The following is a 14,349-nucleotide window of genomic DNA, read 5'->3' on the forward strand; positions in this document are numbered from 1 at the left end:
AGGTGCTTCCATGACCAAGATGAAACCGAACACGTTCGCAAACGAACCCAGCCCGGAAAAGCTGCATGAATGGGACCGCACCCACCAGCTGCATCCCTGGATGGCGATGGATGACTGGCGCGGCTATGACAACATGCTGGTGGAGACCGCCGACGGCATCCATCTGTGGGACGGTGCCGGCAAGCGCTATATCGACGGCCCGGGCGGCATGTGGTGCACCCAGATCGGCTATGGCCGCCAGGAGATGGCCGACGCCATCGCCGCGCAGGTGATGAAGCTGCCCTATACCTCCCCCTTCACCAACACCACAGAGCCCTCGGCGGTGCTGGCCCGCAAGCTTGCGGACATGGCGCCGGGTGATTTGAACAATGTCTTCTTCACCACCGGCGGCTCGACCGCGGTGGATACCGCACTGCGCACCATGCAGTACTTGAACAACCGCCGCGGCAAGCCGCAGAAGAAGACGATCATCGCCCGCGAGAAGGGCTACCACGGCTCCACCTATCTGGCCCATTCGGTGACCGGCAAGGAACGCGACAGGAGCCAGTTCGATTTCGAAACCCGGCTGGTGCATTTCCTGCCCGACGTGAACCCCTACCGCCGCCCCGCCGGCATGAGCGTCGGGGACTGGTGCGATGCCAAGGTCGCGGATCTGGAGAACGCCATCGCGGAGATCGGCGCGGACAGCATCGGCGCCTTCATCGCCGAGCCGGTCCTGTCCTCCGGCGGCGTCATCGTGCCTGCGCCCGGCTACCACAAGCGCACCTGGAAGCTGTGCCGCGCCAATGACATCCTCTACATTTCCGACGAAGTGGTGACCGGCTTCGGCCGCCTTGGCCACTGGTTCGCGTCCGAGGAGGTCTTTGGCATCCAGCCCGACATGATCACCTGCGCCAAGGGGCTGACTTCCGGCTACCTGCCGCTTGGCGCATGCATCATCTCCGACCAGGTGATGGAGCGGATGAGCAGCCTGGGCACCCCCTCCACCTTCACCAACGGGTATACCTATTCGGGGCATCCGGTCTCCTGCGCCGCGGCGCTGAAGAACATCGAGATCATCGAACGCGAAGATATTCTGGGACACGTGCGCGCCGTTACCCCGCATTTCCAGGCCCGCCTGCGCGATCTGATGAAATTCGGCATCGTCGGCGACGCCCGCGGCGCGGGGCTGCTGGGCTGCATCGAGTGCCAGGCCGAGGACCTGGAGGCCGAACGCAGGCTGGGTTCGATGATCGATGCCGCCTGCGAAGAGAGGGGCCTGATCGTGCGCCCGCTGATCAACATGGCTGTGTTCTCGCCGCCGCTGATCATCACCCTGGACCAGATCGACGAGATGTTCGACATCCTGGAGCGTGCCATCCAGCAGGTCGAGGCGCAGCTGGCAGCCTGAGGCTGGAGCGGGTGGCACAGGCTCCTGTCACCCTATCCCGGACTGGCGGGCGCAAACGGTGGTCCCGGCGCCCGCCCTTTTTGTTCCTGGCGCTGCCCAGGCGCCGGCATGCGGCCGCCCTCGCACACCGCAGGACAAGCGGGGCGCCACTCCTCTCCCTTCTGGCATTGGACACGGCGCCGTTCCGCGGCTGCTGCCGCGAAACCGGTGTCTTTTGAGGGCTGCCCCCTTACACAGTATGCTCGCGGCGCCCGTACTTCCCGGCCAGATCAACCTCCTGCCCCAGGTCCATCGCGGCGCGGTAGCCGCTGTGCACGGCGGCAGCGATGATATGCGGGGCCTCGGCATCGCCGATCCGGGTCACAGATTTGATTCCGGCCTCCTGCAGCCCGTTCCCCATTGCCTTCAACCCGTCGTACAACCCCAGAACCGGCAGACGGCGGGTGAGCGGGATGATGGCGTCGCAGGCCAGGGTGCTGCGCGCACCTGAGAACATGCAGGACAGCACCGCTTCTCCCTTCTGCGCGGCCACCAGCATCCGGTTGGGCACCACGGCAACGCCTGCCTCGATCAGCGCGGCATTGGACTGGTAGACCTCTGTGGTCCACTGGCCCCAGTCGCAGGGGCGGCCTGCCGGTGTCACCAAAGTGACCCGGTGCCCCTCCTTGCGCAGCTGCAGCGCCAGGACAGAGCCGAGGTAATAGTGGTCGTCATCGTAGATCACCACATGTTCCGCATTGAGCGCCTCGCCGTTCAGCACGGTCTCCGCCGGGACGATCATGCCGGGCACCTCTTCTTCCAGCCCGGTATCGGAGTGCCGCCCGATGGTGTCAGCTGCCCAGACCGCCCCGGTGGCGGCAATCACATGCGAGACACCCAGATCCAGCACATCCGCTGCCTCCAGCGGGCTTTCCAGGTAGACCTCCACGTTGGGCAGATTTTCGATCTGCCCGACCCGCCAGTCGCGCACGCGGGCCCATTCCATCATCCCCGGCAGACGGGATTCGCGGGTGACGCGGCCGCCAAGGACACGGCGCGCCTCGGCCAGCAGCACCGAATGGCCGCGTTCGCCCAGCACCCGGGCGGCCTCCAGCCCGGCAGGCCCCGCGCCAACCACCAGCACCTTCTCGGGCGCCTCGCTGCGTCCGGTTTTCTCGGGATGCCAGCCCTGCCGCCATTCCTCGCCCATGGTCGGGTTCTGGGTGCAGCGCAGCGGCACCCCCAGCGAGTCATGCGCATAGCAGATGTTGCAGCCGATGCATTCGCGGATGTCCTCGCTGCGCCCCTCTTCGATTTTCTTCGGCAGGAACGGATCGGCAATCGACGGCCGCGCCGCGCCGATCAGGTCCTGCCCGCCCTGGCGGATCACCTGCGCCATGGTGTCGGGCGAGGTGTACCGCCCCACCGCCACCACCGGTTTCGAGGTCAGCAATTTTGCCTGCGCGATACTGCCGGTAAAAGAAGCCTCTTTCACAAACCGGCTCGCGCCCATCTCGACGCCATAATCCGGCACCACCAGATCCCACAGGTCCGGCAGATCCGCCAGCATCGCAAAGGCGTCATAGCTTTCCGCATCCCCCAGCCCGACGCTGAAGCGGGTGGCGACGGCGCATTTGTGGCCGACGGCGTCCTTGGTTTCCTCGATCAGCTCCCGCACCAGCCGCACCCGGTTTTCCAGGCTGCCGCCGTATTCATCGCTGCGGGTGTTGTTTACCGGGTCGAGGAACTCTGACAGCAGGTAGCCGTGGGTGGCATAGACATAGACGATGTCGAACCCGGCCTCGACCGCCCGCAGCGCGGCGTCGCGGTGCCATTTGCGGATGTTGCGGATGTCCTCGCGGCCGATCTTTCTGGCCTGCCCCGGGTGCAGCACTGTGGAATCCGTCTGCGGCCGGTTGCGCAGGCCCAGCGGCGCCAGCCGGGTGCCGAAATTGGTCACCATGCCGCCGCCGATCCACAGCTCCACCCCGGCCAGCGCGCCATGCTCATGCACCGCATCGGTCATCAGCCGGTTGGCGCGGATGTCATCCTCGTCCCACAGCGCCGCATAGGGGTAATAGTCATTGTCCGAGGTCGGGTGGATCGAACAGAACTCGGTGTTCACCACCCCCCAGCCGCCTTCCGCCTTCATCCCGCGCATCGCCGCCGCCGTTCGCGGCCGCCGCCAGCCCATGCCGGCGCAATGCGGCACCTGGTAAAACCGGTTCCTGGTTTCCACCGGCCCGATTCTCAGCGGCTGGAACAGGATGTCATGGCGGGGATCGCGCATCGGTCTTGACCCTTCGATAGGCAGGTTTCGCTTCACAGTTTGATTGAGCGCTCAAATAATTCTTGTGTCAAGCCGGTTTCCCTCCTAACCTTTTCCCTATCACGGCCAAGCCAGTGCTCGAGAGGCAAAAGGCAGCAAAACAGGGCCGCGGCAACAGGGAGACTTTCATGGAAATTTTGAAAACAGCCACTGCGGTTGGCATGGTTCTGTCGCTTCAGGCAGGGTCTGGCCTGGCCGCCGATGCGGAACTGACGGTGTTCGACTGGGCCGGCTACGAGGACCCGGAATTCTTCGCCGCCTATATCGACGAGCACGGCGACAGCCCGACCTTCGCCTTCTTCGGAGACGAGGAGGAAGCCTTTCAGAAACTGCGCTCCGGGTTCCGCGCCGACGCAGTGCATCCGTGTTCGCAATCCGTGCCGAAATGGATCGAAGCGGGGCTGCTCGCGCCTCTGGACACATCCAGGATCGAACGCTGGGATGAGCTTGAATCCAGCTTCCGCGACATCAAGGCCTACACCAAGGACGGACAGAGCTACTTCATCCCGGCAGACTGGGGCAACACGGCGGTCACCTATCACAGCGATCATCTGGGCGACGCGGACGTAACCTCCTTGCAGGCTTTCGCTGATCCCAAGCACCAGGGCCGTATCTCGATCGGAGACAACGTCGACGACGCCTATGCGCTGGCGTTCCTGGCCACGGGCGTCAACGACTGGACCAATGCCACCGATGAGCAGTTCCAGGCGGCCTCGGATTTCCTGCGCACCGTCCATCAGAACGTGCGCACCTACTGGTCCGACGGCGCCTCGCTGGCGCAGCTGATGCAAAGCGGCGAGGTCTACCTGGCCTGGGCCTGGAACGAAACCTATTCAACCATGCACTTCGAAGGCCACCCGATCGAGATCAAGCGCGACACCGATGAAGGCGCGTCAAGCTGGGTCTGCGGCTATGCGAGGCTAGCCGATGCGCCGGGGTCCGAGGACAAGTTCTATGACTTCATCAACGCCTGGCTGGAGCCGAAGACGGCAAACTACCTCGTGTCCAACTGGGGCTATGGCCACAGCAATGCCAAGGCGATGGCGGAAATGAACGCCGAAGACCTGACGGCAATGGGGCTTGAGGTCAGCGAAGACCTGAAGACCAAGACCCTGTGGCAAGCGCCGGTGCCGTCCGAATTGCGCGAGAAAATGATCGCCGAATTCGAGCTGATCAAAGCTGGCTTCTGATCCCGGCATCACGCGGCCGGCAAGTGGAAAAACGCCCCGCCAGTTCGGCGGGGCGTCTCTTTTTTCCGGCTGCTTCCTGCCTGCCCGGATTTGCCCGGCCGCGGCGGCGGCACGGGCCCTGCCCTACTGGAACAGCACGATCGATTCCGCGCCCCAGCCGACCGGGACCGTGCTGCCCGCAGGCACAATGGACCGGCCGGCGGTGTTGCGCATCGAGATGGTCACATCCTCGGCATGGCCGGGCAGGCGCACGCTGTAATAGGTCATGTCGCCGTAATAGGCGGTGCCGGTCACTTCTCCCCTGGCCACCTGTTCGGCCTGCTCATTGCCGTCGAACAGAATGGTCAGCATCTCCGGACGGATGCCGATTGAATTCAGCCGTCCCGGATCCAGCCCCTCGGGGATCTGCGCCGATGGCAGAGCGATGCTGCCGAGCGCAGGAATATCAAGCGCCAGATGGCCGTTGATCGGGCCGGTGGCGCGGGCATCGAGGAAATTCATGACCCCAATGAAGGAAGCGACCCGCCGGTCGACAGGGCGGCGGTACAGCTCTTCCGGAGTGGCCAGCTGGGCGATCCGGCCTTCGAACATCACCGCAATCCGGTCGGACATTGTCAGTGCCTCCTCCTGATCGTGGGTCACCAGGATGAAGGTGATGCCAAGCTTCTGCTGCAGTTGGCGCAGCTCGATCTGCATCTGATCGCGCAGTTTTTTGTCCAGCGCCGACAGCGGCTCGTCCAGCAGCACCACCTTTGGCTTCATGACCAGCGCCCGGGCCAACGCAACCCGCTGGCGCTGGCCGCCTGACAGTTCATGCGCAGCACGGGCGCCCAGCCCGCCCAGGTCCACCATATTCAACGCCCGCTCCACCTCGCGGGCAATCTCTGCCTTTGGCATCTTGCGGGCCTTGAGGCCGTAGCCGACATTCTCCGCCACACTCAGATGCGGGAAGATGGCATAAGACTGGAACACCATATTGGTCGGGCGCCGGTTGGCCGGCACCCCCGCCATGTTCCTGCCGCCGATCATAATGGTGCCGCTTGACGGCGTCTCAAACCCGGCAATCATCCGCAGCAGGGTGGTCTTGCCGCATCCCGAGGGTCCCAGCAGAGAGAAGAACTCACCCTCGTTGATGGTTGCGTCGATGCCTTTCAAAGCCTGAAAGGTTCCGAATGACTTGGTGATGCCTGTCAGATCGATGATAGGCTTAGGGAGCGGGGTCGTCATGTCAGACAAGTCCTCCGGTGGCTGAAGCTTCGATACCCTGTTTTCTGGCGGACCGGCGGCGGAACCACTCGGCCAGGATCAGGAGCAGGACGGACAGGGCCAGCAGGATCGTCCCCAGCGCCATCACCGACGGCAGCTTTCCAGGGAAGCGCAGCTGGCTCCAGATGTAGACCGGCAGGGTGACCTCGGTCCCGGTCAGGAAGAACGCAATGATGAACTCATCCAGCGAAATGGTGAAGGTGATCAGCAGGCTGGACACCACCCCCGGCATTACCAATGGAAGGATCACGCGCCGGAATGTGCCCCAGCGGGTTTCGCCCAGATCGAAGGAGGCTTCCTCAAGGCTTTGGTCCAGCCCCTGGAAGGCCGAGCTCAGGATTGCAATGGAAAAGGGCGTGCAGATAAGCACATGGCCCAGGACCACGGTCACAAGCGACAGCGGCATGCCCAGCTGCATCAGGAGAACCAGAAGCGCCACCGCAACGATGATTTCCGGCAGCACCAGCGGCAGCATGATGAAGCTCATGATGCCGCGCTTGAGCGGAAACCGGTAGCGGGCGGCGGCCCGTGCGGCACAGGCGCCCAGCACGGTGCTCAGCACCGCCGACGAGAGGCCCACGGCGAGCGAATTCCGCACTGCGCCATGCAACGCTTCGGTCTGCCACAGCACGCCGAACCATTTGGCCGTAAACCCGGTCAGCGGAAACGCGATGACCTTGGCATCATTCAATGCGAACACCGGCAGCAGCACTACAGGCGCATAGAGAAACACCATGTAGGCAACGGCGTAGACGGCCAGCCATTTGGACGGAAGAGACTTCAGTGCGGACGTCATTGGACTTTGCCTCCAAACCGTTTGCCAAGCAGGAAGATCACCGCGCTGATGCTCGCCACGATCAGCATTGAGGACAGGGCCAGCGCAGCGCCCAGTGGCGCGTTGTTCGCCTTGCCGAACTGGATCTGGATCATGTTCGCGATCATCAGCCCGTCGGTGCCGCCGACCAGCTTGGGGGTGATGAAATCGCCAACGGTCGGGATCAATACGATCAGGGTAGAGGCAACAACGCCCGGCATTGCCAGCGGCAGAGTGATCCGGAAGAACCGCCGCACCGGGCCGTCGCCCAGATCCTCGGCCGCCTCAAGCAGAGAGCGGTCGATTTTTTCCAGGGCCACGAAGATCGGCAGGATTGCAAACGGCGCCCAGGCGTGGGCCAGGGTCAGCACTACGGCATTGGCGTTGTACAGCAGGAAGGTCAGCGGCTCCTCGATGATGCCCAGCCCCTTCAGCGCGGTGTTAAGCACACCGTTGTAGCCCAGGATCACCTTCCAAAGAAACACGCGCAGCAGATAGCTGGTCCAGAACGGAACCGTGATCAGGAACAGCCAGAGCGCTTTGCGCCGCTTGACGTGAAAGGACAGGTAGTAGGCAATTGGAAAGGCCAGAACCACGGTCACCAGCGTGACAATCAGCGATATCTTCAGCGAACGGAAAATCAAGGTGCTGTAGATCGGCTTGCTCCACGCCTCCCGGTAGTTATCCAGCGTGAGAGTGGTGTCGAGCTCCAGGTAGTTCTGGGTCCAGAAGCTGAACGTCAGCACCATAATCAGAGGTGCGGCCAGCATCAGCAGCGAATAGAGCAATGTCGGGCTGATCAATGCGAGGCCTTGGCGCCTCTCTCCTGTTAACATTCCTGGGTCCTCCTGCCCCGTTAATAGGGCGCCGCCAATGCATTGGCGGCGCCCTCCATTCAGGTCTTGCCGAGCTGCGCAAGCAGTTCCGCGTTGCGGGCCCTAAGCTGCCCGGGTTCCGGCTCGTCATGGTCGAGGACCGGAAAGATCTTGCGCAATTCATCGTGATAGCTGCGCACGCCGTTCTCCAGATCGGAAAGGATCACCCCATCATAAGCACTGGAGAACGCCGCCTCCCAGCACCACTCGATCAACTGCTCGTCCTCTTTCGAGGTGATCCGGTCGATGCGCCCGCTGAGATAGCGCGCGGCGCGCATCAGGCGGTCCTCCCCGGGCCGCTTGTAGCAGGCGCTGCGCTGGATGGTGCGGCCGTTTTCGACCGGGAACTCATGGTAGAAGATGACCGAGTCCGGGTAGATCCCGAACACCAGGTTCGGGAACAGCGCGAGATAGATCCATGCCGTCCCGGCAACCCCGTCGGGCATGTCCGCCTGGGGCAGCAGCGACTTGTACCTTTGCACACTCCAAAGGCGCCCGTCACCGCCGCGGAAGCCCCCGTAGGAGCGCGCGACACCCTCGCTGAAGGATTCATCGGCGTAGTTGCCGCCGAACAGGTCGTGCAGGCCGGGATGCGCCAGCGGCACATGGTAGCCCTCATTGTCGACGTCGCGCACGCATTTCCAGTTCGCCCCGATTTCGCTCAAGCCGATACCGGCCCCGTCCGGCAGCATCGCCTCCAGGCCGTAGGGCGCGGTCTCTTCGTCGAAACGCGCCATGATCTCCGAGACCGGGGGCTGCGGCCCGGGCTTGAAGCGGACAAAGACAAACCCCTGCCAGATGTCCATTTCCACCGGCTTCAAGCCCCATTCCACCGGGTCCAGATCCGGCAGCGTCTCGGGCCGGGCAGCGCCCCGCAGTGTGCCGTCCAGATCGTAGACCCAGCCGTGGAACGGGCAGATGATCGCATTTTTGCACTGCCCCTTTTCCTCGGCCAGCACGCGGCTGCCGCGGTGGCGGCACAGGTTGTGAAAGGCGCGGACAGTGCCGTCCTTGCCGCGCACAACCAGCGCCCGCTCGCCCACGAATTCCGCGGTGATGTAGTCGCCGGGTTCCGGCACGTCATTCACATGGCACACAAGCTGCCAATGCCGGCGGAACAGATGCTCCTTCTCTTCCTCCAGCAGTTCCGGATTGAAGTAGCTCCAGGCGGGCAATCCGGTACGGCCGGCTCTGGGATCAGACTGAATCAGCACTTCGTCCTTCATACGGGTCTCCTTCCCTCTGACGGGAATCAATAGCATTTTTTATTTAAGCGCTCAAATAAAATATTTCATCCGGGCGCCCTCTGGCGGCTGGACAAACCCGGATTTCCGCGCCACGTTTGAGCGATCACTCAAACTCACAGGATGGAAGCAATGCGCCGCGCCGGAAGCCGCAGAAGATCTCCCCTTTCAGCTGATATTCCCGCCAGCAAGGGCCCGCACTCCCTGGCCACGCCAGCTTACACGCCGCTGACGCAGGCACAGGTGGACAAGATCGTGGACACCGCGATTGAACTGCTGGCCACCTCCGGCGTGGTGTTCGAGCCGGGCGGCGAGGCCGACAGCCTGCTGCACAACGCCGGCTGCACCCAGTCGGACGATGGAATCGTGACAATTCCGGAATCCGTGACCCGCCGCGCGCTGGACACCGCGGCCCGCAAGACCGAACTCTGGGACCGCAACGGCGAAAACCCCATTTCGATCGACTGCAGCCATACCTGGTTCATGCCCGGCATGACCTGCATCGCCGTCTATGACGAGGACACCGGCGAGCCGCGCCCGTCCACCCGGGAAGACCTCGCCCTGATCACCCGGATCGCGGACAAGCTGCCGAATGTCGACGGTGTCTGCATCGCCGTGAAGAACGTCGCGGAGTCGAACCAGTTCGGCGAAATCGATGAATTCGCCTGTATGATGGAAAATACCATCAAGGCGCTGGAATACCTCTGCGAGCACCCCTCATCGCTGGAGGCGGTGATCTGCATGGCCACCGCCCTGCGCGGATCGCCGGAAGCACTCAGGGAAAAGCCCTACTTCCTGCATCTGATCACGCCGCTGCCAGTCAGCCTGGCGCGGAGTCACTCCGAACAGATCATCACCGCCGCCCGTGCCGGCATCCCGGCTGGCGTCGGCACCCTGCCCATCGGCGGCGCGTCCTCCCCCATCACTCTGGCCGGCTGCATCACACACGCGCTGATGACGGACTTCGCGGCCATCGTGCTGGGCCAACTGGCCGCCGAAGGCAGTTTCTGCGTCGGCTGCTCCGATGTGAATTTCATGGAACCGGCAACCGGTGCCATCGGCAGCTTCTCGCAGACCTCGGTCGCCGACATGGCGATGTGCCAGGTGCGCCGCTCGCTGGGTTTCCCCTCGCTGACCGGCATCGGCGGCTGTTCGGTCGCCCGCCGCTTCAATCAAGATGCAGTATGGGAAATCTCCTCAAACATGACCCAGATGTTCTACAACCGCCCCGCCACGATCGATTACATGGGCTCACTCGATCAGGGCCTGACCTACTCGCCGCATGCGCTGCTGCTGTGCGACGACCTTGCCGACCTGCTGCGCAAGATGTGGCAGGGGCTGGAAATCTCGGCCGATCAAATGGCTGTCGACCTGATCCGCGAGGTCGGCCCCACCGGCAATTTCCTCGCCCATCAGCACACCGTCGACAACTGCCGGACGCAGGTCTGGAATTCCCGCTATTTCGGCCCGAACATCCCGCTCAGCAACGCCGGGCTTGCGGATCAGGACCTGCTGGAGCGTATTGACGACGACCTCAAGCAGATGCTGGCAGAGCTGGAGCAGCCTGAACTTCCGCCGGAAACTCAAGCAGCCATATCCGCGATTTCAAACAAGTACCGCGATCTCGCGGTCTAGCCACGGACGCAGCTTTGGCGTCCCTGGGCAGGTCATAAAAGCCGGCTTCCTGCCCCTTATGCCTAAGCCAGCCGTTTCCGCATCGAGGTTTTGGCTTGCAGCGATGGTTCAGCTGGTCCCGCACCGTGGTCAGCTGGCACTAGCAAATGCCGCAGGGCACACAAATGGCAGGAAGGCGAAGGCCGCGCTGCGGCATAAGCAGGCCGGACGAATGACTGCGAACAGCACGGACTGACGATTCAGCGCGCGATTTGTGACCTCTGCATTGGAACCGGGCAGCGCATCCTGGCAAAGAACTGCCGCAGCACATCAGCCATAGGCGCGTGCAGAGCCTTGAGGCCAAGGTCCGCAGGAAGATCGAAGCGGAGGACTTTGTTATCCAGCGCTGGCGCTGCACCGCCGCGAAAGCGACGGCAGAGGCCGGTTGCTCTGACACGGAAATTCAGTCCGTGACGGGCCATAAATCGCTGAAAATGGTGAAGACGTACCGACAGCAAGCCAGACAAAAACAGCTTTCAAGGACAGCCCGGCTGCGCCGGAACAGAACAATAAACAGGATTCAGAGTGTAAAACACTCAGGGCCAAGGGCGAAACGCCGCCCAACATCAAGACGAATTTCTCTTTAAAATCAAAGTGGTGCGGGTGAAGGGACTTGAACCCCCACGCCTTGCGGCGCCAGAACCTAAATCTGGTGCGTCTACCAATTCCGCCACACCCGCACGGCCCGCCAGGGCGCAGCCCTCGCGTGCCGCGCTCAATAGCAAAGCTTTGCGAGGGATGCGAGTGGAAATCGCTCCCCTGGCGCTGATGTGCAAAACGGCAACAATCCCTCCCCGAACTTGCAACAATAAGCGGGTTTCCGCGCAAAAAAGCTGGGCCTGGAATCCGGTTCCGGCGTAGTCTCGCAAAAAAAGTCTGAGGCAGACAGAGCGAGTAACAATATGAAACCGTTTGGCAATGCGGCCCTGCGCGCGCAATTGGCAATGCGCGGCCAGGCACAGCCCCGGCGGCTGTACCAGGGCAGCCAGAACATCAGTCTTTTGCGCGGTACCATGGTGCTGACCCGCGAGGGCGCGCGCGCGGCGCAGGCGCTGGCAGCAGGTGACAGCATCATCACCCGCACCCAGGGCATGGCCCGGATCGAGGCAGTGAGGTCCCGGCGGGCGATGCTGCAGGCAGTCAGCTTCCGTGCAGGCTCCCTTGGCGGCACCCGGGCGGACAGCGACCTGACTGTTCCCTGGGACCAGCGGATCCTGGTCCGCGACTGGCGGGCCAAGGCGATGTTCGGCCAGCCGCAGGCCGTGGTGCCGGCCTATGAGCTGGTGGATGGCGAATTCATCCGCGACCTGGGGCTGCAGATGATGGATTTGACCATCCTGGAATTCTCCCGCCCGCATGTGATCTATGCCGGCGGCATGGAACTGGCCGCAGCCGCTGCGCCGGACGAAGACTTGCGCCCGGCAGCCTGAGACCAGCCTTTACAGTCCCAGCCTGCGGAACACGGCAGGGATCTGCTCCGGCAGGTCCTCGGCAATCAGGCCGGGGCCGAACTCCAATGCGCATTCCACGTGGATGTAGGCAGCGGTTTCCGCCGCCTGCATCGGGGAAAACCCGCGCGCCATCAGCCCGGTGATGAAGCCCGCCAGCACATCACCCGATCCGGCGGTCGCCAGCCAGGGGGCGGAGCGCTCGTAATGGGCCGAGTTGACCGAGCAGCGCCCGTCCGGCGCGGCGATCACCGTATCCGGCCCCTTGAACAATACCACGCAGCCCGCGCGTTTGGCCGCCTCGCGGGTGGCGTCCACCTTGGAAAAGGCGGAGCCGGTGGCCGCGGGCGCGTTGAGCTTCTCCGCCAAATCCGGAAACAGCTTGGCGAATTCGCCGCCATGCGGAGTCAGCACGCAGTTCTCGTGCAGCGCCTCAAACAGCGCCTCGGGCTTCAGCTCAAACCGCGTGAGCGCATCGGCATCCAGCACCGTTGCCCGCTTTTCTTTCAGCGCGGCAAAGACCATCGCCTGGGTATCCGCACCGCGGCCCATGCCGGGGCCAAGGCAGATTGCGCTGAGCCGGTCGTCCTCCAGCAGTTCCGCCAGCCCGTGCGCGCCATCGATCTGCCGCAGCATGATGGCGGTCAGGTTGGCGGCGTTCTCAAACATCGCCGAGCGCGGCGAGCCGACGGTGACCAGCCCGGCGCCAATCCGCAGCGCGCCGCGGGCGGCAAGCCGGGCGGCACCGGTTTTGCCCGCCCCGCCGGAGAGGATGAGGGCGTGGCCGTGGGAATACTTGTGGCCTGTATATCTCTTTTGCAGATTGCCTTTTCGACGGTCAAGCAACTCGACGCAGCCTTTGGGGGAAACTTGGGGCAACCCTAGTGGCATAACTTTGAGCTTCCCGCAGCCCTTCGACCCACCGTAATTACCGCAATCCTGGCTCATATGATGGCCAATTTTGGCACTATGAAAAGTAACGGTTAGATGGGTTGGAAGCGCGCCAAAGTCTCGCCCGCTGTCGCTGCAAATACCGCTGGGAAAGTCAATTGCCACGAAACGGTCTTCGCCGGGTTCATGGGCATCCACAATCAGTGGGGTTGGCATAAAGCCATTCCAAGCTTCATCCGTGTCATCGGGCATTTTCCGCGTCAACCCGGTTCCGAACAAGGCGTCAATCACGAGAAACTGGCTTACTTCATCTCCTTCGTAAGCATCCCGGATACCTTTATCATCCCATTCACTGACACCTCCGATCTCCCGCCACCGCTCATAATTCACCTTCGCATCCGGCGGCAGCTTGCCCGGATCGCCGTAAAGGAACACATCCACCTCCCAGCCGCGCTCCTTCAACAGCCGCGCGACCACAAAGCCGTCGCCGCCGTTGTTGCCCGGCCCGCACAGAACCACCGCCCGGCGCGCCCCTTCTTCTTTGCCCAAATACTCCGGGGAGCGCGAGGGGCCGGCCCCTCGCTCTTCTGCCAGCTCCGGCCATTCCTCGAAAATGGCCTCGACCACCCCCTGCCCGGCCCGTTCCATCAGCTCCAGCCCGGTCACCTCGCCGGCCTCGATGGCGGCCTGCTCGATGGCCCGCATCTGGGCCGCGGTCAGCAGTACGGTCATCTTTTTGTCCTTCCCCGATTCAATTCTGCGCATTTTCCGGGCGCAGTGCCTAATTTTTAGGCAGCAACGATCAAATTCTGCCCGCAATTGCCGCAGCCGCGCAGGCACGCATTGCTGCCTTCATTTAGAAGTGAAATGACACCCCCAACAAGCTTGCGAGGAGCCATGCCGATGAAAAAGATCGAAGCCATCATCAAGCCTTTTAAACTGGATGAGGTGAAGGAAGCGTTGCAGGACGTCGGCGTCCAGGGTCTTTCTGTCATCGAGGTCAAGGGCTTTGGCCGTCAGAAGGGCCACACCGAACTCTACCGCGGCGCCGAATATGTGGTCGACTTCCTGCCCAAGGTGAAAGTCGAAGTTGTGCTGGACGACGATCAGGTCGACCAGGCGATCGAGGCCATTGTCGACGCTGCCAAGACCGACAAGATCGGCGACGGCAAGATCTTTGTCTCGCCCGTCGAGCAAGCGATCCGCATCCGTACCGGCGAGACCGGCCCGGACGCACTGTAAAATCACC

At 63.0% G+C, this 14,349-nt stretch carries 11 protein-coding genes and 1 tRNA gene; 5 read left to right on the plus strand and 7 right to left on the minus strand.

The genetic code is table 11. From position 1 onward, the window contains the following. Window positions 1-19: 19 nt before the first annotated feature. Window positions 20-1,390 (plus strand): aminotransferase, encoded by a 1,371-nt coding sequence (locus OKQ63_RS09920; protein ID WP_434086060.1) that lies wholly within the window; start codon window positions 20-22, stop codon window positions 1,388-1,390. A 229-nt stretch (window positions 1,391-1,619) separates the two neighbouring features. Here OKQ63_RS09920 and OKQ63_RS09925 read toward each other — a convergent pair whose 3' ends face one another. Next, on the minus strand, window positions 1,620-3,659 hold the full coding sequence (locus OKQ63_RS09925) for an oxidoreductase (RefSeq protein WP_264213766.1): 2,040 nt from the start codon (window positions 3,657-3,659) through the stop codon (window positions 1,620-1,622). A 167-nt stretch (window positions 3,660-3,826) separates the two neighbouring features. Here OKQ63_RS09925 and OKQ63_RS09930 point away from each other — a divergent pair, with 167 nt between their 5' ends. Further along, entirely contained in the window at window positions 3,827-4,888 is a 1,062-nt protein-coding gene (locus tag OKQ63_RS09930) for an extracellular solute-binding protein (RefSeq protein WP_264213767.1), read from the plus strand. 123 nt (window positions 4,889-5,011) lie between these two features. On the opposite strand, the gene OKQ63_RS09935 is transcribed toward OKQ63_RS09930, so the two are convergent. Genes OKQ63_RS09935 through OKQ63_RS09950 form a run of 4 tightly spaced genes read right to left on the minus strand, consistent with a single transcriptional unit; the run spans window position 5,012 to window position 9,069 of the window. Continuing rightward, complete coding sequence (locus OKQ63_RS09935; protein WP_264213768.1) at window positions 5,012-6,115, minus strand: ABC transporter ATP-binding protein; 1,104 nt, start codon at window positions 6,113-6,115, stop codon at window positions 5,012-5,014. Between the two features lies 1 nt (window position 6,116). Beyond that, window positions 6,117-6,950, minus strand: a complete 834-nt coding sequence (locus OKQ63_RS09940) for an ABC transporter permease (protein WP_264213769.1) — start codon at window positions 6,948-6,950, stop codon at window positions 6,117-6,119. Beyond that, window positions 6,947-7,804 carry an ABC transporter permease gene (locus OKQ63_RS09945; RefSeq protein WP_264213770.1) on the minus strand — a complete coding sequence of 286 codons (858 nt, stop codon included), beginning with the start codon at window positions 7,802-7,804 and terminating at the stop codon, window positions 6,947-6,949. Before OKQ63_RS09945 ends, OKQ63_RS09940 begins: the two co-directional genes overlap by 4 nt. Before the next feature lie 59 nt (window positions 7,805-7,863). Beyond that, window positions 7,864-9,069, minus strand: coding sequence for an aromatic ring-hydroxylating oxygenase subunit alpha (locus OKQ63_RS09950; protein ID WP_264213771.1), 1,206 nt, complete (start codon window positions 9,067-9,069; stop codon window positions 7,864-7,866). Between the two features lie 261 nt (window positions 9,070-9,330). On the opposite strand from OKQ63_RS09950, the gene OKQ63_RS09955 reads away from it, so the two are divergent. Further along, complete coding sequence (locus OKQ63_RS09955) at window positions 9,331-10,722, plus strand: trimethylamine methyltransferase family protein (protein ID WP_264213772.1); 1,392 nt, start codon at window positions 9,331-9,333, stop codon at window positions 10,720-10,722. 634 nt (window positions 10,723-11,356) lie between these two features. Here the strand turns inward: OKQ63_RS09955 and OKQ63_RS09960 are convergent. Beyond that, window positions 11,357-11,441 (minus strand) — tRNA-Leu (locus OKQ63_RS09960). Between the two features lie 222 nt (window positions 11,442-11,663). Here OKQ63_RS09960 and OKQ63_RS09965 point away from each other — a divergent pair. Further along, the gene (locus OKQ63_RS09965; protein ID WP_264213773.1) at window positions 11,664-12,191 is read left to right on the plus strand and encodes a Hint domain-containing protein; all 528 of its coding nucleotides are present in this window, start codon (window positions 11,664-11,666) and stop codon (window positions 12,189-12,191) included. Between the two features lie 9 nt (window positions 12,192-12,200). On the opposite strand, the gene OKQ63_RS09970 is transcribed toward OKQ63_RS09965, so the two are convergent. Then, entirely contained in the window at window positions 12,201-13,832 is a 1,632-nt protein-coding gene (locus OKQ63_RS09970; RefSeq protein ID WP_264213774.1) for an NAD(P)H-hydrate dehydratase, read from the minus strand. 171 nt (window positions 13,833-14,003) lie between these two features. On the opposite strand from OKQ63_RS09970, the gene OKQ63_RS09975 reads away from it, so the two are divergent. Continuing rightward, complete coding sequence (locus OKQ63_RS09975) at window positions 14,004-14,342, plus strand: P-II family nitrogen regulator (protein WP_008554830.1); 339 nt, start codon at window positions 14,004-14,006, stop codon at window positions 14,340-14,342. The last annotated feature ends 7 nt before the right edge of the window (window positions 14,343-14,349 follow it).

Origin of the sequence: Leisingera thetidis (assembly GCF_025857195.1) — a bacterium.
In the GTDB taxonomy this organism is placed as follows: domain Bacteria; phylum Pseudomonadota; class Alphaproteobacteria; order Rhodobacterales; family Rhodobacteraceae; genus Leisingera; species Leisingera thetidis.